This is a genomic window from Paenibacillus sp. FSL H8-0034 (genome assembly GCF_038000305.1).
Taxonomy (GTDB): Bacteria; Bacillota; Bacilli; order Paenibacillales; family NBRC-103111; genus Paenibacillus_S.
Genome location: NZ_JBBOBS010000001.1, coordinates 2,345,111 through 2,370,097, shown reverse-complemented (window position 1 = coordinate 2,370,097; position 24,987 = coordinate 2,345,111). Strand labels below are relative to the sequence as shown.

The window sequence follows — 24,987 nt, the reverse complement described above, 5'->3', positions numbered from 1 at the left end:
AAATCCCTTAGCGGTTATAATAGGACAGCTTTTTCTCGGCCCACATCTGAAACCACATGAGTAAACTGGTCATCGTTAAGTAAAGCACGCCGGCTGTACCCAGTATCTCAACAGGACGGTAGGTTGCGCTGTAAATTTGTTGGCTGTTCAGCATTAAATCCGTTACCGTGATCGAGGAAACTAATGCCGAGTTTTTGATTAGCAAAATGGAATTGTTAATGTAGGGCGGAATGATAATCCTGACCGCTTGTGGAAGAATGATACGTCTCATCGTTTGTCCATAGCTCATCCCGATAGCCATAGCCGATTCGATCTGACCACGCGGGATAGCCTGTATGCCGGAACGTATAATTTCTCCCTTATACGCTGCAGAATTCATCGACATGGCCAAGATCGCAGCTGCGAACGCCGGAAGACGAATACCCCAGCTCGGAAAGGCATAGTAGACGAAAAACAATACAAGCAGCAAGGGTGTTCCCCGCATGATCCACATATAGACCATAGAGATGGAACGCATAGTCCGGTTACTGGAAATGCGCATGAGCGCCAGAAATGTTCCCGCAATGGTAGCAATAACCATAGTCAGCAAGGAAACCTCCAGAGTAATCAGAGCGCCCTCCAAAAGAGCAGGAAAATAAGTGATAATAACGTCCCACTTGATCATGGTAATCAACTCCTTCAACTGATTTTGAGCGCTGGCTAATATGGCATTATTGAGAGAACGTGGAGCCTAACCATTTTTGGGCAATTTCTTCATATTTCCCCTGCTTTTTGGCGGCAAGAATCGCTTCATTGATAGCATTTTTCAGATCAGGCTCGCCTTGCTTCATGGCTACGGCCAGTTTACGACCTTCCATCCCTTTAGGAGATACCATGTAATCCTTGCCTTCTGTTTTTATCCAATGTCCTGCCAGCATTTTACCGGTAACCATGACCTCAATGCGACCGTTTTGCAAATCGTGGAAGGCTTCAGCTTGTCCCGGATAGGTCTTCAATTCTTTATATCCACCGATTTTACGTGCCGGAGCATCACCGTTGGAGGAACCCGTTACAACACCTGTAATACGTCCTTTAATATCTTCCGGACTGTTGATTCCCGTTGTTTTCTTGTTATATACGGCAACAACCTCGTCATACGCAATATGCTCGGAGAAATCCATGGTTTTTAGTCTTTCTTCCGTTACACCGATACCGGACAATCCAATGTCGAAGTTACCTGTCATCAAGCCAGGAATGATTCCGCTAAAATCCATCCGTTTCCATTCAATTTTCACACCCAGATGGTCCGCAATAATTTTTGCCCAATCGGCATCAATACCTACCAGCTCATTCTTTTCGTTTGGAAAAATAGTCGGTGCGTTGTTGCCGCTTGTTGCGATGACAATCGTACCTCGTTTCTTGATATCAGCCAAAAGACCTTTTGCGTTACCCACATCCGCTTTTCCGTTAGCTGCAGGAGCAGAACTCGAACAAGCACTGATTAGCAATACCAGAGAAAGAATAAGAACGAGTACCAGGGAAGTTTGTTTTTTCATATTGATTAGCCTCCTAAAATGGTTTGTTATCGCTAAGCATGAACAATTACATGACCTGAACCGAAAATGAAACCGTGCTTCGATCCCCGTTTTACAGTTATCCCAACCTCCATTTGGTCCGACAAAACGTTTTGAGCACATACAAACGCTTTTAAGGATTTTGTCGAATTTTGTATTTTCATGTAGTAAAATGTAACGTGGGTCTAACTTTACAACAGCTAAAAATAGTTGTCAATATCTTTATGTCATGTTAACTGACATTAAAATTGCGAATAAACGAATTCAAAATCAAAACAATAGATCATGTAATAAAATGTAACATTTGTAAAGCGTTATCATTTTTAACTGGTTTGGGACATTCGATCTTTATCTTTTTCCCCTTTTGTGATCTAATAAATAAAACAGTGTGGACCTGAGCGTTTGTCCCTCCCCGAAAAAAGAGTTTTAGAAGTTCTTGATGTTATTATCAATTATTGATAATATGATATTGATAATTGATAATTAAAGCTGATTAACAACATTATATTTCGTCTACCCTCAATTTTCAACATAAGAATTTCATTTAGAAAATATTTGTCGGAAGGATGAACAAAGTGAGTACACGAAAAACATTAGAAATTTTGGATTTGTATACGCTGGAAACAAGAGAGCTTAGTGTTCCTCAGATTTCTGAAATCATGGATATACCTCAAAGCTCTGTGTACCGTTACATCCGCATTTTGAAAGAGAAGAAATATTTGCTGGAGACAAACAGAGGGACTTACCGTTTGGGGCTTCGTTTTCTGGAAATGAATAATATGATTAATTTAAACAACGAGCTCTCACTCGCAGCTACGCCGGTTATGACACAATTGATGAACGAAACTCAAGAAACGACGGTATTGGTTATTTTATCCGGCTTTCAAACGATTTGTATTGAAAATATATCGTCCTCCTTTCACATGGTTAAAGTTTCTTCAGAACCAGGCAAATTTATCCCGCTATATGCAGGCGCTTCCTCCAAAGCCATTCTGGCCTATATGGGCAATGACGCTGTGAACAAATTGTTCAAGCACGGTATTGTTCAAAAGCATACAGAAAACACAATCACCGACAAGCAAGCGCTGCTGGACAATTTGAAAGCTGTAAGAACGCTTGGTTATGCCGAATCTGACAATGAGCTCGACGAAGGGGTGTACACGTATGCAGTACCGCTCTTCGCAACCAATACAGTCATCGGTTCGCTCAGTGTCGCCGGTCCAAGGGAACGAATGATTCAGAAGGACAAAGAGCAATTGATCGCAAGCTTAAAAAGGGCAGCCCAGCAAATTGAGCAAAATATATAGCAGTATGCAGAGTACGGAGCCGTATCTTCTACCCAGAGGATGCGGCTTTTTTGTGTGCAGTACAATTTCGATATTGAAATTATGTAAAGAATCATTTATGATTATTATCAATTAATAATAATTAATTATCACTATTTGATAATAAATCAAAATCCATCCCAAGTACTAACATTTGGAGGCATAAACATGAAGCTTGATCTATGGATAAAAAACGGGCTTGTATACCGAACAGAAGAGGACTTCCAGTTAGCCAATATCGGAATTAAGGATAGCAAGATTCATATCATTTCCGAGCCCCATATCCAGTTTGAAGCGGAACGTGTCATTGATGCTGAGGGTTTATATGTATTGCCCGGTATGATTGATGCCCATGTTCACTTCAGGGAACCTGCCAAAGATCCGGCTTCTACGGAAACTTTCTTTACCGGAACTCGTGCTGCGGCAGCAGGCGGAATTACCAGTATCATTGAAATGCCGAACTCTTTTCCATGTACGTATAACACAGAGCTATTGATCAAGCGAAAGGAAATATTGAAAACGGAGGCTTTAATCGATTACGGTTTGTACGGTGCTGCAGGCAGCGACCATCTGGATGATATCATACCGCTCGCAGATGAGGGAATATCCGCATACAAAACGTTTATGCATAAAGCTCCAGCAGGTAGAGAGCAGGAATTCGAAGGTTTTACCATGACCCGTGACCGCGATTTGTATGAGGGCTTTAAGCAAATTTCGCAAACCGGGCTGCCGCTCGCCCTGCATGCCGAGCATGAAGAGCTGTTAAGCTATTTCTCGGAATTTGCAGAACGCACGTTTGTTGAGGGAGATTACAACAAGCATTTGTTAGCCAGGAATACGCTAGTGGAAACCAGCGCCATTAACCGGGTTGTATTTTTCGCTGAACAGCTGCAGGTTCCGGTCATCTGCTGTCACGTGTCAAGTCCTGAAGCGTTAAAAATCATAAAGCGTGCCAAGCAGGACGGAATTCGTATTTATGCCGAAATGTGCCCGCATTATTTAATATTTGATGATAGCTATCTGGAGAAGATCGGCCCTTATGGCAAGTGTAATCCTCCTCTTCGCAGTCCCCAGCAGATTGAAGCGTTGTGGAGCTATATCGAGGACGGAACCATCGATTATATTTCGAGTGATCATTCCCCTTTCCCGAAGGCTCTCAAGGAGCTTGGATATGCGAATATTTTGAAATCGCCTGCCGGCTTCCCTGGTACAGAGCTAACGCTGCCGCTTATGCTTGATCAAGTGATTAAAGGAAAGCTTTCCCTGCATAGGCTGGTTGAGCTGTTGTCTGTGAATCCGGCCAAAACATTCGGGATGTTCCCGAATAAAGGCACTCTTGGGATTGGCACCGATGCAGACATAACGATAGTCGATATGCGTGCACAACGAACTGTAAATATTCACGAGCTTTATACCGTTGCCAGAGAAACGGCGTTGCTCTATGAAGGCTTGAAGCTTCAAGGGCTCCCGACCCATACGATCGTGCGCGGCAAAGTAGTCGCAGAGCAAGGTAAAGTTGACGATAAGGCAAAAGGATGGGGACAGTTCATACCACGAACGCAGCCTTAATTCAGATTTCGCAGCAGGCGGCAAAGGTTCAGCTGTTATTAAACAACCTGTCCTGACCCATTCTACAGATGATTTAGAGATGACATTTGACGTAGGCACACAATCACTACAATAGAAAAGGCACCCGTCGGGTGCCCTTTTACCTTATATCCATTAACCCTTTACTCACTACAACCCTTAAATCATCGAATCAAGCTTGGTTGGCTGCTAATCTTCCAGTATCTCCAACTTACCCTTACGAAGGTGTCACTTCTTCAAGGCCATCAATTCTCGCTTGTCCCCAAGGAGCGATCTTCACTCTTACGATCATATTGCGGGCTTCTCTTTCCAAGTCTTTGCCTGTACCCTCCGGCACATAGTACCGCTCCAGTCCATATTCTATACGAAGCAGATCGTCCCAGCTGTAATCGACGGTTCCTTTTAATACTGCCTCACCTGCTTGCGTGCTAGGTTTGCTGTGATAAATTCCCGTCGCTTCATACAACCCATTGGCAGAAGGCTTCAGCAGCACATAAACAGCTTCACCTTGACTCGGCTTATTAGCAGACTCCTTCCATAATTGGGGGTTCAGCGTACTAATCTCGTAGCCGAGCGTTACATAGTCACCGTATAAAAAATCACGTGGATCAACAGGTACGGTTTTAATTTTAATTTCAGTGCCGAACCAGCCAACGGCGTAGTAGGAGGTTGCAATTCCACCGAGGAACAACACTTGAAGCACAACTATAATAAGAAGTATTGTTAATCGGCGCTTTTTTTCCATCGGTTGATCACTCATTGTGGTTCCCCCCTTCATTGGCATCCCGGAGAACAACTTTTTTCCTGCGGTTTAAAAACCAGCTTAGTACTAGCAGCAGTAAGCCACCAATAATAAAGAATAACGATTTATCCATAAAATCCCAAGTTAATTTAAAATAAGCTACCATCGTGGTACAAATAAACAGCACCGTAGCAAAATTAATTTTGAAGCGCCATTGCTCCATATACCCTCTCCATAATACGTAAAAGGAAAAGGTGAACAAGGCCAGCAAATACATCACGGCAATACCTGAATGTAAATAGATAAACGGTACTGCCAATATCCATTCAAATGCACTCGAGATCCGGTTATGTTTCCATTTACCATACAAGGATAAAGCAAATAGCAATAACAAGGACCCCATGAAATAAGGAATCTGTGCCAGCAATTCCAGACGGTCACCCCGCGTAAAATCATCAAAGGCTAGCACCATCACGATGGCAAACAGAAATGCTGACGCCAGCGGTACGGACTGCAGCGCAAATCCTGAGCTCCGATCCTTCATCCAATCACCCAGCGTATACAATAGCATCACAGGAACAAATATCCAGAGGAACTTCCATTCCTGTTCGATGACAAGCATCAAGGCTTGCAGCATGAAGCTTACCGCAAAGCACCAGATCACACCAACATGCTGACGCCTCCAGCTATAATAGCCTAATCCGACAACCATGATAGCGAAGCAGACATAACTAAATTGATGATGCTCAACAACCCCATACCACTGGGCAGCTGTGAAAATCAGCAAACTCATCAAGTACAAAAGCTTGCTTCGATACAAATACGTGAGCAGCGTACCTACCGACCCCCAGATGATGAACGAAGTAATATCGTAGGAGACCAAATGAAACATTTGTGCAATAAGGACAATACCCCCACCGAAGCAGGTGAGTCCCAAAGCCGTCATGGCAAGCCCAAGCCTGTCGTGATCATTTTTGCGGAACAGCTCCCCGCCTGCATAGAAAGCAACCATCAGCACGATAATCAGGATCAGTCTAACCAGCTGTGGGATCTCCTGCCAATTCGCAGCAATAAAGCTTAATATCCCCAGACCGACCAATATGCTGCCGAGCAGCGGAAGAACCCCAATTGCATGCTTATTATCATGGTACAGATCCAATATTTGTTCATATTGCTCCCGGGTTATAATACGTTTATCGACCCATTCCGGCCCCTCATGCTCCAGCCATTTTCTGCTCATTGTGCATACACCACCTTCAAGTTTTCGTAGAAAACTTACATCGTAAGCATTCACTACTGTTTTCGTAGAAAACTCACTTCGTAAGCTTTCACTATCATCTCTACCTATTGATAAGTATACCCGACCCCTCCAGGAAAAGAAGTACTATCTTTCTATAGTACCCTAATTGACTTCCGTAGACGCAAGCAAACAGCCATCCTCAGAATCTCTCTGCTGACGGCTGTTATGGGATATACCTATGTACATTTTGCTTTTAACCGGCCATTAAAACTTTTCCGATGATTTCCAACAGCTTATCAGCCTCAAAAGGTTTCACGACATACGATTTGGCACCGGACTTGATCGCCTCCAACACCTGCTGCTTCTGTCCAACCGCACTGATCATGACAACCTTCGCTTGAGGAAAGGATTTTAGTAAAATTTGCAGCGCCTCAATACCATCCATATTGATCATCGTAATATCCATTGTAACCAAATCCGGCTTATGATTAATATAGCTTGCCAGTACTTCTCTGCCATCCGTCGCCTCTACTACCACTTTATGTCCACCGCGTTCAAGAATGAGCTTGATATTTCTGCGCATTACCGTAGAGTCGTCAACAATCATAACGTTAGCCACTGCTTTGAATCCTCCAAACATAGGTAGATTATATTGCAAGTATACGAGCAAGCTCGGATTTATTTTGTGAAGGGATATATATACAATAGAAGTTACCTGAATCGGTTTGGAATCTTTTCACGAAAAAATTACTGAATTTGGATCGCAGCTCCGCTTTTTTGGTCACGATCACCAAGGGCGCTCCTAAAAAAATATCATGTTCATCACGGTCTGTCAAAGCATTTCCCGAAATCACATTCGCTATTTCTGCGACTACCTCAACCCCATATTGCGCCGCTTCTTCCTCAGTAATATCCTCTAGCATAAATTTGTGAGCCAACGCGCCTGCCAATGAATGATCAACAGTAAGTATAACACCGCCTTGAATGACACCACTAAGCTGAATAAAGGCCGTTACATCCTCCAAAAATAATCCTTCTGCTTGCTCCTCAATATCCCTTAAGCCCGGAATTCCAAGTCCAGTTATATAAGCTGCCGATTTAGCAGTAAAAGCTTGAAAATATTGCTCCTCATGATTCACAGTGATCCGACCCTTTCTGCACCCGTAATATCTTCGTATGGCAGCTTCACGATAAATGCAGTGCCGCTACCTTTTGACGTGGATACCCGAACCGTTCCACCCAGCTTTTCAGCTTCCGCTTTTACTGCCGATAAGCCAATTCCTCTACCCGACCATTCCGTAGTATGTTTTGTCGTCGATAGCTGATCTTTGAAAATCAAATTGGCAATATGCTCGTTCGACAACGGCATTGCTTCATTATAAGGAGGCAACAGACCTCTGGATTCCGCTCGTAATCTTACCGCTTCCAGATCAATGCCACGACCATTATCGGAAATCGTCAAAGTGAGCTCGTTCTGAACTTGCTCGATGGAAAAACTGACCGTTGCATATTCATCCTTGCCTTGCTCGACTCGTTCCTCTGGTGACTCAATACCGTGAATAACAATATTTCTTACAATATGAACAAGGGATTGCGTCAAACCATTCAAACGATCCGGATCAACAGGGATGTCTGCTCCATTCAACTCAATTGGATGCAAAAGGAGGCCGTTACGTTCAGCCAGCTCCGATAAATAGGCCGGATAGTGCTGTATCAAAGCCTTTAACGGCTTAAAGCGCCATTTCCTCAGTTCAGCAAGCCACAGTTTGTCCTCTGCCAGGGTCAGCCTCATCCTTAACTCTCGTTCCAAGTGCTGCCACTGTTCCCTCGTCAATTTCACTTCATATTCCATGCCCATCTCCGATGTCGCATCACCCAGAGCTTCCTTCAGAAGCTGGCTGTCCTTGTCCAGCCATTCATTTAACCGCAACGAGCGAAGCCATTGCTCAAGCTCCTCCCATGTCGGTTTAACATCGCGTTCAAGCAGCTCCATCAGTTCCGATTCCAGTTCATGGAGCTGAGGGACGATATGCATAAATTGCAGCAAGGCAAAGCTGCCCTTGAACGTATGAATCGATTTGTAAATCTCAAGCAGCTTATCCTCAACCGATTCATTACCACTTGAGAGCTCAACAAGCTCCGTATTGCAAAAGGTTTCAAAGCTTCTCGTTATTTGCGCGTAATCCTCAGAATGTGTGATCACATGAACGACCATTTGCAGTCTTTTGCGCTCACGATTCATTTGCTCTTCCAGTCGACGGGTTTCGGTAATATCGGTAAGCATGACCATAATAGCCCCGCCAATAGTCGACTGTATATCGGCCGATTCGGCAGCTGGCAAATACTTGAACTCCACCTGGACTACCATACCGTGTATGATAACCTCTTCAGGCAGCAGCGAGAAAATTAATTCCCGCTTCCATTCATCCGGCTCATTATAAAATTCGTCGAGGATCGATTCCAGAAGCGCCGCTTCCTGCTCATCACCTGCATAGAACAGTGATCCCAGTCGCTGTCCGGCAATATCCTGTTGAAAAATACGTGTGCACTCCACACTGTGTTCTCCCATCACCCGAAGGTCAGGTCCAATCGACATAAACCCTTGTCTCGCATTATCCAATAAGGAACGAATCGAGGCCGTTCGCTCGGCAACCGTTTGCTCCAGCACCTGGTTCCACTGCATAATCTTATCAATGGCACCGACAATTTGTGCTTCTGCATGCAGGACATGCTTAGGCATCTCTTTAACCGTACGTCCGGCAGCAACTTCCTCCAGCGTTAACGTGAAATGACGCAATGGCAAAATAATTCGCTGTCGTACCATAAGAATAACAAGCCCGAGCAGCAGCAGCATGCCGCCAAGTGAGCAAAGTCCGAGAATGCGAAGACGGTCGGCGGCTTCAGTCGTCGATCGTGTCGGCTGCTCTGCGTACAGCGCCCCGATAGTTTTCCCTTCCATATCCAGCAAAGGCGCTGCAGATTGCGCAACCAATAGCTCTCCGCGGCGCTCCAGATTGAAATGCTCCACGCCATCTGTTTTCATAGTATCCACGTAAGTATGCAGCCGCTCTGTCGAGATCCCTTTTGTAGAAGTTAGAAACTGTCCAGAGTTAAGGAGAAGCGCAATATCGGCTTGCAGCGTATCCTTTAAGCCAACTATAATTTCATCGGATAGCAGTCTGCCAAATATGACAAGACCTACGGGGGCCGCTTCTCCCTTATTACTCGTAATCGGAGCTACAGCTACAATGGCAAGTCCCTTGGACGTATTTACGATCCCGGAAAACTTCGGTTCCTTTTGAAATTTATTAAGAATAAAAGGATACAAGACCTTGGTTTTCAACTCTGCTACATCCCCGGATTGCACCAGCACGTTGCCTTGTAAATCGGTTTCCGCTACAAAATCAATATTGGGCACTACATCAGGTACTACACCAACATTGTCCTGAATCCATCGTAAGTCATTATTCAGTACAGCTTGTCGATTATCCTCCCAATACCCGTTTGTAACGGTAATCCCGAGAATAGTATCTCCCAGACGTTCGACCAGCTTCTGAGCAGTTTGATTCGTTAGAATCGATTTCTCTTGCTCAATCTTGTTCATTCCGGACATTTCATGTTGATAAAAAAGAATGGATACGGTAACCAGTGGAGCTACTATAAGCAGCACAACCCAGATCAATAGTTCTCTCATAAAAGAACGCTGCTTGTGAATTTGATTCATTATATAAATATCCCCCATCAACATGTCTGCGAACCATTTAATTCCATGTTACCTGATTCTTTCACCCATGAAAAGACAATTGTTGACTTACCGATTCAAATGAAAGGGAACTGTGGCGATTACGATATCCTTTTGTTGAAATAAGTACGCACGGATCAATAAACTTGTTTGATTATGCAATATATTTTGCCACCAATACCTGGTTATGAATTGCGGAATCAACACCGTAATGTGATCGGTATCCGCTGTTTTCCATTCCACTGTATCAATAAATCGGATCAATGGCTTCATAATACTCCGGTAGCGCGACCGTAACACAATAAGGCGTACACCCGGATTCCATTCCTCCCATTTGGCCTCCATCTTCTGAATTTCTTCATCATCAAAGCCTACATACACTGCCACTACATTATCCGTTAAAGATTTGGCATAGCTAATCGTATTGAGCACTACACGGGTAATGCCGGCAACAGGGATCACGATCGTACTTCCCTTGATAACCGGCTTATCGATATCAATTTGAATTCTCAGCTCATCTGCCGTATTCAGATAATGCTTGTGAATGCTGTAAAAAATAAACATAACGACTGGCAAAAAGATAAATACCATCCACACCTGACTAAATTTCGTTATGATAAAAATAAAAGTAATGACCAGTGTCGTTAGCATCCCGATTGAATTAATGATCAGCTTCAGGGCCCAGCCGTTCGGCTTGAGCTTGATCCATCTGACCATCATACCCAACTGGGATAAAGTAAACGGAATAAACACACCAACCGCATAGAGCGGAATCAAATTTTCCGTATTTCCGTGAAATACAATAACGAGCAGTGCAGACAGAACACCCAATATAATAATACCATTGGAAAATCCGAGCCGATCTCCGCGAACCATGAACATATGCGGCATAAACTTATCCTTGGCCAGCATAAAGGCCAGCAGAGGAAAGGCTGAATAGGCCGTATTTGCGGCTAAAAACAAGATAAGGGCAGTGACACCCTGAATGATGTAATAAATCGTTCCCCGGCCAAAGGTAGATGCTGCTATTTGTGAAACAACCGTTTCTTTTTCTGTTGGCTGAATCCCATACCAGTAAGCTAGCAGACTGATTCCGATAAACATGCTTCCGAGAATAACACCCATCATCACAAGCGTCGCGGCGGCATTTTTTTCAGCTGGCTTTTTGAAGTTAGGGATTGCATTGGACACTGCCTCAACCCCCGTAAGCGCCGAGCAGCCGGAGCTGAACGCCTTTAATAGCAGGAACAGGCCGACACCCGACATCGTCATTCCAGAGACCGGCTGTGGCGCACTGACCCCGCCTGTTATATAATTGTAAATTCCGCAAACAATCAATATAAACACTGAGCAAACAAACAAATAAACCGGCAAAGCCAGCACAGAAGCAGACTCTGAAATGCCGCGCAGGTTCAATACTGTCAAAAACGTAATCATAATCAAGGAAATCAATACACGATGGTCATGAAGGCTGGGGAATGCTGAGGTAATGGCGTCCGTGCCAGCAGAGGAACTAACCGCAACTGTTAAAATGTAGTCTACAAGCAAAGAACCACCTGCCATTAAGCCCGTTGACAGACCCAAATTATGTTTGGCTACAATATAAGCGCCTCCGCCTGCAGGATAATTAAAAATCGTCTGCCGATAAGATAAAATCAGAATTGTTAGCAGTCCCAGAACCGCCACCGAAATGGGAATTGAATACCATAGCGCAGCCACCCCCACTGTCATGAGAACGAGGAGAATTTGTTCGGTTCCATAAGCTACCGAGGATAGAGCATCTGATGACAATACAGCCAAAGCCTTTAACTTACTTAGCTTTTCTTCACCAAGCTCTTCTGATTTCATAGGCCTTCCAATAAAAAGACGTTTTACTCTACTTACCATGTGATTGACTTCCTCTTCTCCCTGAATAGGTTCGTTTTAAACCTGTTACATACACACATGATGTATAATACAATCGCGAGGCTCCTACCGTAAAGTCGCAGCAGTTCCTTGAATATTAGGTTTAATATGGTTTTAAGGCTGAATAAGCTCAAAAGAACGTATTCATTCTGATCGCGCTAACTATATCGTCATTTATTAACCGTTTATCTCGTATATTTGGAAGTTTAATTTATACTTGATTTCTGTTTGGATTGAGATCATCCTCTCGGATAGTTATAATAGAAGAGAAACTTCATTATAAAACAAACTTTAGGGTGACCTGTCAGACCAGATTTCATACAGGCCCTAGACTGATTGGGTGATACGATTGTGATAACACGCAGAAATTTTATCAAAAAAAGCTTACTATCTTTAGGCTTCTTATCTGCCGGAGCTGCAAACTCCCTACCTTTTGTCAACGCAGAAACAACAGCAGATTCCACCGCTGGCTTCATCGAAGCCGTATCCAATGAACCCTTAATTTCATTATTCGTGCTTAGCGATCTACATATCACGATCAATGAATCATCCATGTCAGACAAACTGCACTTGGCACTTCAAGATATTACCAATTGGGAAACAAAACTCGATGCTATCGTGCTTGGGGGGGATTTAACTGATTTTGGGCGATTAAGCGATTATTTGTTACTCAAAAAGATTTTGAATCAATACGAGCTGCCACAAATTTATGGCAACATGGGCAATCATGATTATTACGATGTTTGGCTTACAGCCAAGGGTACATTTTCAACAGAAACTGTACCTAACGGAAAGACCGATGCCATGTCCCGTGCCCGGTTCCAGAATTTTCTCGCTTATGGGGCTTATGGGAACAAGCCTTATATCGACGCCTGGATTAACGGAGTTCATTTGATTATGGTCTCCCAGGAGGCTTATGTAGAAGAAAGACCTGAGGTTGGCGAGGGAGCCTGGTACTCGGACGAGCAGCTCAATTGGCTACGCGATATTATGAAGTCTCATGAGGACGGTAAACCATCCCTCGTATTTATTCATCAACCGCTGCCTGCTCTTGGGACAGATGGACGAACTCATCAATTGATCCGCGCGAAGGAATTTACCGATATTTTGAAGCCCTACAAAAATGTTTTCGTCATATCTGGACACACACACAGAAGCTTTGAGAGCGAAGATCACTATAACTGGAAAACCCCCTTCCATTGGTTTAACAATGCATCTGTGGGACGTACTCGTAGTACATTGCCAGGACAAACGTCATCACTTGCTCAAGGTATGTATATTGAAGTGTATCCGCACCAGGTCGTTATCAAAGGACGGGAGTTCAGCAACCGTACCTGGATCGACAATGCATCTTGGACAGTACCTCTGCTAAAGTAGTTTCAATAGCTCTTTTTGACATTTCTTCTAATTTATCATTGGAGGTTTACTCATGAATGTTCTTGTAACAGGAGGCGCAGGTTTCATCGCTTCCCACATTGTAGATCAGCTGATTGAGGACGGACATCACGTACATATTCTCGATAACCTCTCTACAGGCAAAACAAGCAACATCAACCCCCAGGCGACCTTCTATAAGGCTGATTTATTGGACGGACAGCTCTCTCAACTATTTGAAGCGATACATCCGGAAATTGTCATTCATCACGCCGCGCAAATCGATGTACAGACCTCTCTCAAACAGCCGCTCCTTGATGCCAAAATTAATATCCTGGGCACCATTGCCATACTCGAGCAGTGCCGTAATCATGGCGTAAGAAAGCTGATCTATGCCTCATCGGCAGCCGTCTATGGCACTCCTGAATATTTAGGTGTTGATGAACGTCATTCCCTAAAACCACTTTCATTCTATGGCATCTCGAAGCACACACCTGAGCATTATATTGAAGCTTTCTCCTCTTTATTCGGATTGGATTATACGATTCTGCGCTATGCAAATGTCTATGGCATTCGTCAGGATCCTAAAGGCGAAGGCGGAGTCGTATCCATATTCGTGGACAAGCTGCTGCAGAAACAGCAGCCGTTAATTTTCGGTGAAGGGGATCAGACGAGAGACTTCATCTATGTAAAAGATATTGTTAGAGCTAATATGGCAGCTTTGACACATGGAAGCCGTGGCATTTACAATATCAGCTGGAACGTTCAAACGACTGTTGTCGAACTGCTCCAGTTGATGTGTGAGCTGTGTGATACTCCTTATGCACCTAAATTCGAATCGCCACGCGCTGGCGATATTCTTCACAGTCGATTGGATAACACGGCAGCCAGGCAGCATCTCGGATGGGAACCCGTTTATACTTTACGGCAAGGCTTGCAGGAAACGTGCGATTATTATCAGGCTGCCTATACAGTTTAGAAACGAGAAAAACCTCCAAACCATTTTAAAATGGTTGGAGGTTTTTTGCTGAATGCCTTCATCAGCTTTCATTAAACATCAAATTTGGAAAGCGACTCTTGTAGGGAGTTGGATAGCTGCTCAAGCTTGTCAGACAAGCGAACCAAACCGGAACTAATGTTCAACTGCTCGGAGCTGAGCGATGCTACTTCCTGTGACGTTGCCGAGGATTCCTCTGCAACTGCGCTGACATTCGTCATCGCATCATTAAGCACCAATTGGGATGCATCAAGCTGGCTGATCGATTCTGTTACTTCGGATAGCTGTCCAATAAATCCGCCCATATGATTCTGTACTTCCTTAAAGATCAAATCGGCTTCTTTTACAGACAAGATTTGTTCTTGAAAAATTGGGTATGCATTGGATAAAGCTTTAACCGTTTCATCAATTTCCTTTTGAATCGTTTCGGTGATTTGACCAACGATTGCAATTGATTGACGGGATTGATCAGCAAGCTTGCGAATCTCGTCAGCAACAACCATGAAGCCTTTACCCGCAGCACCCGCACGAGCAGCTTCGATAGTCGCGTTTAGCGACAGGATGTTGGTTTGCTTGGACACATTGCTCAACACTTCAAGAATTTTGCGGATCGAGCGTGTGCTTTCTTTCAGGTTATCGACTTTCTCAACCATATTCCTGGTCATTTCTTCGGTAGCATTCGTTTTCAGAATCAGCTCGGACATGTATTGAATACCTTGTTCACTGGATTTCTGAACGTCTGTTGCAGCTGTACCCATGACAATATTGGAGTTGACAACAGCCTTCATTTGCATGCCTATGCTATGTGTCAGCTCATTACCACGTTCCGATTCAACCGCCAAGCTTGAAGCTCCTCCGGCTATTTCTTCTGTGGCAATCGCAATTTCCTTAGCGGAAGTAGCCGTTTTCTTGGACGCATCCGATAACTCGGTTGCAGTCTCTAATACTTCTTGAGCCGAACGATTGGTTTGCTGAACCAGTACGGTAATTTTCTCCATCATCTGATTAAAGCTATGACCCAATTGGCCGATCTCATCCTGTGATTGAACATTCATCCGAACAGTCAGATTCCCCTGTTCCCCTTCTTTCATCAGGTTACGAAGCATAATCACAGGCTTTCCGATCATTTTGGCTACGAGTATCCCGATACCTACAGCAATCAATGCTGCTACGAGTGCCATAATCCATGTAACATTGGAAATAGCCTTGGCATCCTTAACAAGCTCGGCAATCGGCATCGCACCCAACAGGTACCATCCCGTTTTGGTCGATTTATAGTACACCAGCTGCAAGTCCTTTTTACCATTCATCGCGCTGCGCGCCTCATCCTTCAGAATATCTGGAGTGATATCCAAAACGGTCGGCTTGCCAATAGCAGCTTTATCGGTAGCATAAGCTATATTCATTTCAGGGGTAATAATAATGGTTTGTCCACCTTCACCCATTTGAATATCAGCTAATTCTTTTCCTACAGCATCTACGTTAATTTCCATAAGCAGAACCGCTTGTGTGCTGTTCGTAGAAGTATTTTTCAATACACGTCCAAGAGCAAAGGCCGCCGTGTTGCTTCCTGAGGATGTATCTACAAAGCCTGAGGTTTTAGTTTCGATCCAGGTGGCACGACCGTTGTCATCGGTAATTTTTTTGAACCACGGCTCCTGAATCAAAGTTTCTTTGCTTGTAGAGCCTCCCGATGCGGCGATAGGCTCACCTGTAGGACGAAATAAATGCAAAGCTTTAATCGTTTTGTTCGAGTATGTATATACGTTTAATTTGTCGCTGATTTTTTGGCGCATTTGCAAATAATCATAGCTTCCTTTATTAACGGCTTCCGACTCAACAAGCAGCTTTTTCATCTCGTCGTCCAGCAAAATTTGCATCGACAGATCCTCATAGACCGTGTACATGATATCCAGCTTTTGACCTGCCTGAATGATCGTCTGCTCAGAGGCATCTGCTACCTTTTTCTGAATCACACCTTTGGAAATGTTGTACGACGTGAATCCTACCGTCAATACGAAAAAGAGAATGCTCACGAGAAAAATTAAAAATAATTTCATACCGACGGATTTAATTGGATTTTCCAAACGAAGACCACTCATCGAATTTTTCATATGCTGTGAACTCGAAGCTCCTTTGTTGGATTCATTTTTTGACATAAGATTTTTAAAGAATTTGCCGATTTTTGCTGTCCATTCGTTGAGCACAGACAGTATTCCTTTCAAAGGAACCACCACCTAATCTGATATAGTTTCTTCTGCACATAGTGATGACATAATAACATTAGAAATGATATTCGACATCGTTTTTGTAATTCCTTTTTATAAATCGCTTTCATTGGAAATAAAATAGTCCATATGCTTCATTTTTAAATTTTTTGGCGATTTTTGCATTTTTTTCGACCATTTGGATCATATTACTTTTTTCCATTACTGTCCATGGGTATTATGACCCTAGACAAAAAAAGCCCCAAGAGGTAGAGGCTTCTTTTATCCGTTTTTATGCTTTGCGCATTCTTTTACGCATCATATCCATAGGTTGAACGGGCTGATCCAGCTTCATCCGGATCGATTGAAGAGGGTGCCGCGCTGCATCGAGCTCTTGCCCCGATTCATCATAGATAGCAGGAACGTTTTGCTTGAAAAAGGTTCCCGTAGGTCCAAAAAATTCAATCTCTTGTCCCGGCTTAAAATGGTTACGCTGCTGAATGGTCGCTATGCCGCTATCCGCATCATAGGCTGTGACTACACCTACAAAATCATAAGGCGCTGCTTTATCCTCCGGCTCAAAAATATGGTCTTCATGATCCGGGTGCTCATAGAAAAATCCTGTATTCAAAGGCCGATTGGCAGCCTTCTGGATTTCGTAAAGCCACTCAGGCTTCATCTCATAATGTTCAGGATCAGCAAAATATGCATCGATCGCTTGACGGTATGCATTAACGACTGTAGCCACATAGTGAACGCTTTTCATCCGGCCTTCGATTTTGAAGCTATCTACACCTGAGCGTACCAGCTCAGGAATATGCTCGATCATTGATAAATCCTTGGAGCTCATCGAAAAGGCGTCATCCTCAGCCTGAAATAAAGGAAGCTCCTTAATCCCGACCTGCTGATCCTGCTCCGTTGTAAACAAATCATATTTCCATCTACAGGATTGCGAGCAGCCGCCGCGGTTGGAATCCCGGTCGGTAAAATGGTTGGATAAGACACAGCGCCCTGAATAGGAGCTGCACATCGCGCCATGAACGAAAATCTCAATCTCCACATGGACGTTTTTCTTGATATCTTCAATTTCCTGCATACTCGCTTCACGCGCGAGCACAACACGATCCACGCCTTCTTCCTTCCAAAATTGCACAGCCTGCCAGTTCATCGTCGACTGCTGGGTACTCAAATGTATTTCAAGCTTGGGAGCAACCCGCTTACAGGTTTCTATAATGACCGGGTCCGCGACAATAATCGCTGCTACACCAGCATCCTGAATACCTCGTAAATAGGTTTCCAACCCTTCGATATCTTCATTATGGGCATAAATATTGGTAGCAACGAACACTTTGGCCCCGTAACGTTCGGCAAATTCCACACCTTCGCGCATCTCATCGAATGAAAAATTATCCGCATTGGAACGCAGTCCATACTGCTGGCCCCCAATATAGACGGCGTCAGCTCCATAATGGACGGCAAATTTCAGCTTTTCCAGATTACCAGCCGGGGCCAATAGCTCCGGTTTATCCAGGCGTACTCGCTTGCCAAGAAGCTGCTGCTGTATCAACGTCATCACGATCACTCCTTTTTCCTATCCCATTCTAGTTTAATACACTTGCTCTTTAAAGAAAAAGCCGAACGTCAGCTCACGTCTTGGGTCCTGCAGCTCCCGAATTGCATCCAGCCATTGCTCTTCGAATACATAGTTGTCCGGGTCAGAACAGAAGGTATCAATCGCCAGGCGATACCCTTTGATTACAGCCTCGTTGTATTCAGGTGACTTTAATAAGCCTTCAATCTTCAGGCTATCAATATGACCTTCAACCAGCTCATGCAGGTTTTCAAGCATACAAATATCATCAGAGCTCATAATATGCGTACCATTCTCATCCTCGTACAGCGGATAACGCTCATCCTTACGTTCCTGCTCGATCAGAAACAGGCCATCCTCAAGCCCCTTGGATGCCCCTTGTCCGCGTCCCTGATGGTCCTCGTAATTGGTTACCAGGCTGCGTTTGGAATGGTATATATTTGTAATCCCGTGCACCTGCACCTGTACTTCCATGTGCGGCAGCTTGCTTTTTATTTCAAGGGCTTCATCCATGTTCAGTTCCCGGGCCAATACGACCCGCTTCGATCCCTTGGAGCCCCAATAATTGGCTGTTTCGTAATTTGTCGAAGTCATTTCGGCATTCCAATGCAGCGGCAATCCCGGTGCAGCCTGGCGCATTGCTATTAATACGGCCGGATCGCCGAATACAACCGCATCAGCCTGCAGCTGCTGCACACGCTGTAAATAATCCGGAAGCTGCGCAAGCATCTCGTTATCGATAATTTTGTTAACCATCACATATACCTTCGCACCACGCTCATGGCACCAGGGAATTAACTCGCTTAATTCGTCCAGCAGAACCTCGCCAGATAACCGCATGCCATAACGATGCTCACCGACCGATACCGCGTCGGCTCCGGCCTCTACATAACGCCGTGCTTCTTCTGCTGTTCCGGCAGAAATGTACAGTTCTGGTTTTTTCATTGTACTCTCACCCTTCAATAAAAAAATTACTTTTTAAGCGTACTTTCGTTTTTCTTGCTGACCGCTATATTTTTTTGGTGCTGATCAAAGGTTTCCCCAAAGTAATGCGCTTTGGTGCCGTCCTTTTTCGTGACATAATACAGGTAGTTATTGTCTGCCGGGTATATCGCCGCTTTAATCGACGAGAGGCTTGGGCTCGCAATAGGACCGGGTGGCAAGCCTTTATGCAAATAAGTGTTATACGGACTTTCCGTTTGCAAATCCTTTTCAAATAATCGATCCTTGGGCTTATCAAACAAGTATTGAACAGTGGCATCGATTTGCAGCTCCATCTTCTTGCGCAATCGATTGTGAATGACGCCGCTGACCAGCGGCCGCTCTTCATCCAATACAGCCTCCCGTTCAATCAACGAAGCAATGGTCAGCATCTCATGAAAGCTTTGTCCACGATCCGCCATCGCTTGCTGCCAGTTGTCCGGTAGCTGATCAAGCTTCCTGTCGAGCTCCAGCATCATATTATTGAGCATGTCCTCCACTTGAATGTCTTTGCTCCATTCGTAAGTCTCAGGAAACAAATACCCCTCCAGCCTGCTTTTCAGCTGTGCTTGATTTGCCATTTTCGTGAATACTTGTGCCGTAAAGTGACTGTCCTGCTGTGCCTTCTCTATGAATACTGCCGGATCGGTTCCAAATTGCTGCTGAACCTTATCCGCGATCTGCCTTACAGTGTAGCCCTCGGGTACGGTAAGCTTGATCCCCTGCTCTTTAACGGTTAAACCTTTATTAAAAGTATCAATAATCGCATCGTTGGTCATGCCGGGAAGCAGTTCATATTCACCTGCCTGAAATTTACTGCCCTGTTGAACATATTTCAAATAATAAGTAAAAACGCGTGCGCTGCGAATCAAGCCTTGATGCTCCAACAGCTCAGCAATGGAATTCGGATTCATGCCTGGTGGGATCATAATTTTTTGTGGCTGAGAGGATTCAGCAACAGGCTGCAAGGCTTGCTTTACATACAACCCCAAACCTATCGAAGCTAATACAACTACTACTATAACTATCACAATTAAGGTTACTACAATCTTTTTTACTCTACTAAACGGTGCCACTACTACTCCTTTCGACCAAGTACGCATAAACAACGAAAAAGAGCGGATTGTCTCCGCTCACTCCGTTTGAAACCAACATCTTGTTTACAACGCACTATCCTCAGAAAACGTCATCTCATCATACAGCTCAGTCACGTTTTCCCATTCGTCATCATCATCTATGGTTTCCAGCTCAAGCTCTCCATCTGGACCTGTTGTAACCCGGAAAACCTCAGGTTCTCCGATAACAGGCTGATCCTGCTTCACAACCGCATAGCCTTGATCACCCAGCTGAAATTCAGTAAGCAGCTTGTAAACAACGGATTGTTCATTATCATCATACAAAATAATATCATCTCCGTAGGTGCTGCGCAACTGACTTATTATTTTTACATCCTTTAATGTGAACAAAAAGAACGCCTCCTGTGGTCATTTCAATTAATTGGAGTCTTCTTCTTCCTCTTCGACATCCTCATCCATCAATGTATTAAAGGTATCTTCGACAATATTCCATTCTTCTTCGTTATCGATCGTAAACAACTGCAGGTCGTCTCCGTCTTCTTCATAACGGAAAGCATACACCTCATCGGATTCCTCTTCCGCGTCGACCGGCACAACCATCATGTACTTTTTATCGGAACCGTCAACCTCGAACTTCATAATGACTTCAAACTCTTCTTCATTACCTTCTTCATCCGGGATATAAATAATTTCCGGTTCTTCTTCTTGAAGTTGTTCTTCTTTAGTCACGCCAATCACCTCTTCGTATTGGAATCCATATAATTTTGCAAAATGAGCGCAGCTGCCATCTTATCGATGACTTGCTTTCTTTTCTTGCGGCTGACATCAGCATCAATCAGCACACGCTGTGCAGAGGCCGTTGTCAGCCGCTCATCCCATAGATGTACGGGTAATCCGAAAATTTCCCGCAGTGACTCAGCAAAAGCGATACACAGCTCTGCACGAGGACCTATGGTATTGTTCATATTCTTGGGCAAGCCTACGACAAGTCCGTGAACGTTGTACTGCGCAATCAATTCGCGAAGTCTTGCCATATCTTTCTCTGAGCTTGTTCTCCGGATGACCTCAAGACCTTGAGCTGTCCAGCCCAATTCGTCACTAAGGGCGATACCAATCGTTTTGTCTCCGTAATCCAAACCCATCAAACGTTCCATCTTATGCTAAACTCCCAACGGCAGGCAATCAAGTCATATCTTAAAATTCCTGCCCTGCATCTTATGATTTATGCTGCTGCAAATACGATCTGACCAGCTCTTCAATCAACTCGTCACGTTCGCGCTTGCGAATGATGCTCCTAGCGTTATTATGGCGTGGAATATAAGCCGGGTCGCCGGATAAAAGGTAGCCTACAATTTGATTAATCGGATTATAGCCTTTTTCCTGCAGCGCGTCATATACCGCCAATATAACTTCCTTGGGTGATGTTTCGATTTCTTCCGCTTTCACATTGAACTTCATCGTTTTATCCATCGAGCTCATCCCTACACCCCCTAGAAACAAAAATGATGAATAGTAGCTTACAAAACACGTTACCTTCTTAGATATTCGCTATTTGTCGAAAGATTCCTCTTGACAGTGCAAATTTATTTTTTCAGCATCCCTTGATTTTCTACAAAATGTCCTACCTGCTCCAATGCCGCCGACAATTGGGAAGCATCCTTGCCTCCTGCTTGCGCCATATCGGGACGGCCACCACCGCTGCCGCCGACAATTGCAGCTGTTTCCTTGATCAGCTTACCGGCATGAAAGCCTTGAGCCACAAGGTCCGGTGTTACGGCTGCTACCAGATTCACTTTGTCATCTGCAATCGCACCCAACACGATGATTGCTGAACCCAGCTTAACCTTCATTTGATCCACAATACTGCGAAGTGAGTCCATATCCCCGGCATTGACCTGCGCGGCCAGCACGGGCACTCCTACAATGGTTTTCAACTGGTCCGTTAAAGAACCGGCCTCGATTTTGCCAAGCTTCGACTTCAGGGATTCATTCTCTCTTGCCAATTCCTTCAGTTGAACAAACAGGCCCTCGATTCGTTTGGGAACCTCTTGAATGTTGGATTTCAGCAGTCCTGACGAATCACGCAGCAGCTGCAGCTGTTGATCTATATACATATAAGCATTACGGCCAGTCACGGCTTCAATCCGGCGAACTCCGGAGCCGATCCCTGATTCACTGACGATTTTGAACAGACCTATCTGGCTCGTGTTGGCCACATGACAGCCGCCGCACAACTCCAGGCTGTAGCTGCCTACCTGAACTACACGGACAACATCGCCGTATTTTTCACCAAATAAAGCCATCGCCCCCATTGCCTTGGCATCCGCAATTGGTTTAAGTGTAATCGAAACCTGCGTGCTTTTCCAGATTTGCTGGTTAACCCGTTTTTCGACATCCTGCAGCTCTTCAGCAGTAATGCTGCCGAAATGTGAAAAGTCAAAACGCAATCTCTCTGGAGCTACCGATGAGCCTGCCTGATTCACGTGCTCACCCAACACATCTTTCAAAGCTTTATGCAGCAAATGAGTGGCCGTATGATTTTTGATAATATCCTCGCGCATTTCTTCACTGACCGCTGCCTGAACGGTATCGCCCTTACGCAGCACACCCGATTCAACTACAACCGTATGCACATGCTGACCATGCGGCGCTTTGCTGACATCCACTACTTTTAAACGGACATCCCCTGAAGCAAGATAGCCGTGATCGCTCACCTGTCCACCACTCTCTGCGTAGAAAGGAGTGACATCCAGCACCACCTGACACGTCTCGCCCAAACCGACCAAATCGACAAATTGATTCTCATGCACCACAGCAATCACTTTAGCAGTAGTTACCAATTCAGTATAACCAACAAACTCACTTTTAACCGTCAGCTCAGCAAGTGGTCCGCCCTGTACCTTCATACTGTCCGAATCCTGGCGAGCTGCCCGGGCGCGATTACGCTGCTCCTGCATCGAGCTGTCAAACCCTTCACGATCCACAGTCAAACCTTTTTCCGAAGCAAAATCCTCTGTTAAATCGAAAGGGAACCCGTACGTGTCATACAGCTTGAATGCATCCGCGCCGCTGATCTGTGTTTTGCCCTCAGAGCTGGCTTTTTCCGTTAATTCAGCAAGTATAGCCAAACCATCGGATAAGGTTTCATGGAAACGCTCCTCTTCGGTGCGAATCACCTTCTCGATAAACTCACGTTTGTCGACAACCTCGGAATAATACATCCCCATGATCTCACCAACAATCGGTGTCAGCGTGTGCAGGAACGGTTTATCGAGACCGATTACTTTCCCGTAACGCACGGCACGACGCAGCAAACGACGAATGACATAGCCGCGCCCTTCATTGGAAGGAAGCACGCCGTCACCTACCGAAAAGGCAACCGTACGGATATGATCGGCAATAACCTTTAATGCTACATCGGTTTCTGAATTCTCATGATACGTCACACCAGCAAGCTTGGCGGTTTGCTCAATAATTGGCATGAACAAATCCGTATCAAAGTTGGAATCCACATTTTGCAAAATCGAGGCAAAACGCTCCAGACCTGCTCCTGTATCGATATTTTTATTAGGCAATGGCGTGTAGCTGCCATCCTTGTTATGGTTGAACTGGGAGAACACCAGATTCCACACTTCCAGGAAACGTTCATTTTCACCGCCCGGCCAGCATTCAGGATCACTCAAGTCCCCATACGCATCGCCACGGTCATAAAAAATTTCGGTACAAGGTCCGCAAGGTCCTTCGCCAATATCCCAAAAGTTTTCCTCAAGCTTATAGATGCGTTCTTCCGGAAGCCCGATTTTTTTGTTCCAAAATTCAAAAGCTTCGGTATCCTCAGGATACACCGTCACCGACAAACGATCCGGATCAAAGCCGATCCATTCCGGGCTCGTCAGAAATTCCCATGCCCAGGTAATAACCTCTTCTTTAAAATAGTCACCGATTGAAAAGTTGCCGAGCATCTCAAAAAAAGTATGATGACGGCGTGTTTTGCCGACATTTTCAATATCATTGGTACGAATACATTTTTGTGAATTGGCAATCCGCGGATTCTCAGGAACAATACGTCCGTCAAAATAAGCCTTGAGCGGTGCCATCCCTGCATTGATCCACAGTAAGGATGGATCGTTGTGCGGAACGAGCGGCGCGCTCGGTTCAATGCGGTGTCCTTTACTTTCAAAAAATGCGAGCCATTTGGAACGGATTTCACTGGCTTTCATATAGATACCTCCGGTGGTTTTTTTACCCTCCCAAACCCTCCCTATAGGGAGGGCCCCAAAGGGCTTTGCCCTCTGGACTCCCGTGGGAGCGTGGCGGACTGCGTTGTTCTCGGGCCGCTATGTCCCTTACGGGACACGCTCGACTGTGGTGCTATGCTTTTGGAGTTCATGCGAGTGCTCGGGCCGCTTTCGTACCTGCGGGACACGCTTGACTGTGGTGCTTGAGCAAGTGCGTGAGTACAAGTTCAAGTACGGGCGCTTGGTGCAGCTGTTGTGTTCTGGAGCCGCATCGTCCCTGCGGGACACGCTAGCCTTTAGTTAAGGGAAGCTCCGCGCAGCGTGGGGTTCACTACTCCACCCCCTATTGGGGATGGAGTAGGAGTTTTGCCCCCAAGCGAAGCAGGTAAAGTTCTTCCATAGGAAGGCATTTGTTCAAATGGGTCCCCG

The 24,987-nt window shown here is 44.9% G+C and carries 21 protein-coding genes; 4 read left to right on the top strand and 17 right to left on the bottom strand.

What is annotated here, in order from left to right; genetic code table 11:
- Positions 1-7: 7 nt before the first annotated feature.
- Both NST47_RS10755 and NST47_RS10750 read right to left on the bottom strand, forming a co-directional pair.
- Complete coding sequence (locus tag NST47_RS10755; RefSeq protein WP_076231719.1) at positions 8-664, bottom strand: amino acid ABC transporter permease; 657 nt, start codon at positions 662-664, stop codon at positions 8-10.
- 46 nt (positions 665-710) lie between these two features.
- Complete coding sequence (locus NST47_RS10750; protein ID WP_341155129.1) at positions 711-1,535, bottom strand: substrate-binding periplasmic protein; 825 nt, start codon at positions 1,533-1,535, stop codon at positions 711-713.
- Positions 1,536-2,128: 593 nt separating this feature from the next.
- On the opposite strand from NST47_RS10750, the gene NST47_RS10745 reads away from it, so the two are divergent.
- A complete protein-coding gene (locus NST47_RS10745) occupies positions 2,129-2,860 on the top strand; it encodes an IclR family transcriptional regulator (protein WP_341155128.1) in 732 nt (243 codons plus the stop codon).
- 186 nt (positions 2,861-3,046) lie between these two features.
- Complete coding sequence (locus NST47_RS10740) at positions 3,047-4,447, top strand: dihydroorotase (RefSeq protein ID WP_341155127.1); 1,401 nt, start codon at positions 3,047-3,049, stop codon at positions 4,445-4,447.
- A 235-nt stretch (positions 4,448-4,682) separates the two neighbouring features.
- Here NST47_RS10740 and NST47_RS10735 read toward each other — a convergent pair whose 3' ends face one another.
- The 6 genes from NST47_RS10735 to NST47_RS10710 all read right to left on the bottom strand — a co-directional run bounded on the left by NST47_RS10735 (position 4,683) and on the right by NST47_RS10710 (position 12,076).
- A complete protein-coding gene (locus NST47_RS10735; protein WP_341155126.1) occupies positions 4,683-5,225 on the bottom strand; it encodes a GDYXXLXY domain-containing protein in 543 nt (180 codons plus the stop codon).
- Complete coding sequence (locus tag NST47_RS10730) at positions 5,218-6,447, bottom strand: DUF2157 domain-containing protein (protein ID WP_341155125.1); 1,230 nt, start codon at positions 6,445-6,447, stop codon at positions 5,218-5,220. Before NST47_RS10730 ends, NST47_RS10735 begins: the two co-directional genes overlap by 8 nt.
- A gap of 253 nt (positions 6,448-6,700) precedes the next feature.
- Positions 6,701-7,066 carry a response regulator gene (locus tag NST47_RS10725; protein WP_341155124.1) on the bottom strand — a complete coding sequence of 122 codons (366 nt, stop codon included), beginning with the start codon at positions 7,064-7,066 and terminating at the stop codon, positions 6,701-6,703.
- 28 nt (positions 7,067-7,094) lie between these two features.
- Entirely contained in the window at positions 7,095-7,586 is a 492-nt protein-coding gene (locus tag NST47_RS10720; protein ID WP_341155123.1) for a chemotaxis protein CheX, read from the bottom strand.
- Entirely contained in the window at positions 7,583-10,171 is a 2,589-nt protein-coding gene (locus NST47_RS10715; RefSeq protein WP_341155122.1) for an ATP-binding protein, read from the bottom strand. The genes NST47_RS10720 and NST47_RS10715 overlap by 4 nt, the downstream gene beginning before the upstream one ends.
- An 87-nt stretch (positions 10,172-10,258) precedes the next feature.
- Positions 10,259-12,076, bottom strand: a complete 1,818-nt coding sequence (locus NST47_RS10710) for an APC family permease (RefSeq protein ID WP_341155121.1) — start codon at positions 12,074-12,076, stop codon at positions 10,259-10,261.
- A 369-nt stretch (positions 12,077-12,445) separates the two neighbouring features.
- Here NST47_RS10710 and NST47_RS10705 point away from each other — a divergent pair, with 369 nt between their 5' ends.
- Positions 12,446-13,471: a metallophosphoesterase family protein gene (locus NST47_RS10705; protein ID WP_341155120.1), complete on the top strand. Its 1,026-nt coding sequence runs from the start codon at positions 12,446-12,448 to the stop codon at positions 13,469-13,471.
- Between the two features lie 52 nt (positions 13,472-13,523).
- Positions 13,524-14,447, top strand: coding sequence for an NAD-dependent epimerase/dehydratase family protein (locus tag NST47_RS10700; protein ID WP_341155119.1), 924 nt, complete (start codon positions 13,524-13,526; stop codon positions 14,445-14,447).
- Positions 14,448-14,518: 71 nt separating this feature from the next.
- Here NST47_RS10700 and NST47_RS10695 read toward each other — a convergent pair whose 3' ends face one another.
- The 9 genes from NST47_RS10695 to alaS all read right to left on the bottom strand — a co-directional run bounded on the left by NST47_RS10695 (position 14,519) and on the right by alaS (position 24,540).
- Positions 14,519-16,624 (bottom strand): methyl-accepting chemotaxis protein, encoded by a 2,106-nt coding sequence (locus tag NST47_RS10695; protein ID WP_341155118.1) that lies wholly within the window; start codon positions 16,622-16,624, stop codon positions 14,519-14,521.
- A gap of 340 nt (positions 16,625-16,964) precedes the next feature.
- A complete protein-coding gene (locus NST47_RS10690; RefSeq protein ID WP_341155117.1) occupies positions 16,965-18,245 on the bottom strand; it encodes a peptidase U32 family protein in 1,281 nt (426 codons plus the stop codon).
- Between the two features lie 33 nt (positions 18,246-18,278).
- Positions 18,279-19,208, bottom strand: a complete 930-nt coding sequence (locus tag NST47_RS10685) for a peptidase U32 family protein (protein WP_341155116.1) — start codon at positions 19,206-19,208, stop codon at positions 18,279-18,281.
- 26 nt (positions 19,209-19,234) lie between these two features.
- Entirely contained in the window at positions 19,235-20,347 is a 1,113-nt protein-coding gene (mltG, locus tag NST47_RS10680) for an endolytic transglycosylase MltG (protein WP_341155115.1), read from the bottom strand.
- 57 nt (positions 20,348-20,404) lie between these two features.
- Entirely contained in the window at positions 20,405-20,710 is a 306-nt protein-coding gene (locus NST47_RS10675; RefSeq protein WP_341155114.1) for a DUF1292 domain-containing protein, read from the bottom strand.
- Between the two features lie 27 nt (positions 20,711-20,737).
- Positions 20,738-21,049: a DUF1292 domain-containing protein gene (locus NST47_RS10670; protein ID WP_341155113.1), complete on the bottom strand. Its 312-nt coding sequence runs from the start codon at positions 21,047-21,049 to the stop codon at positions 20,738-20,740.
- 5 nt (positions 21,050-21,054) lie between these two features.
- A complete protein-coding gene (gene ruvX, locus NST47_RS10665; RefSeq protein ID WP_341155112.1) occupies positions 21,055-21,474 on the bottom strand; it encodes a Holliday junction resolvase RuvX in 420 nt (139 codons plus the stop codon).
- Positions 21,475-21,535: 61 nt separating this feature from the next.
- Entirely contained in the window at positions 21,536-21,799 is a 264-nt protein-coding gene (locus NST47_RS10660) for an IreB family regulatory phosphoprotein (RefSeq protein WP_076231688.1), read from the bottom strand.
- A 104-nt stretch (positions 21,800-21,903) separates the two neighbouring features.
- Complete coding sequence (gene alaS / locus NST47_RS10655; RefSeq protein ID WP_341155111.1) at positions 21,904-24,540, bottom strand: alanine--tRNA ligase; 2,637 nt, start codon at positions 24,538-24,540, stop codon at positions 21,904-21,906.
- Positions 24,541-24,987: the final 447 nt, after the last annotated feature.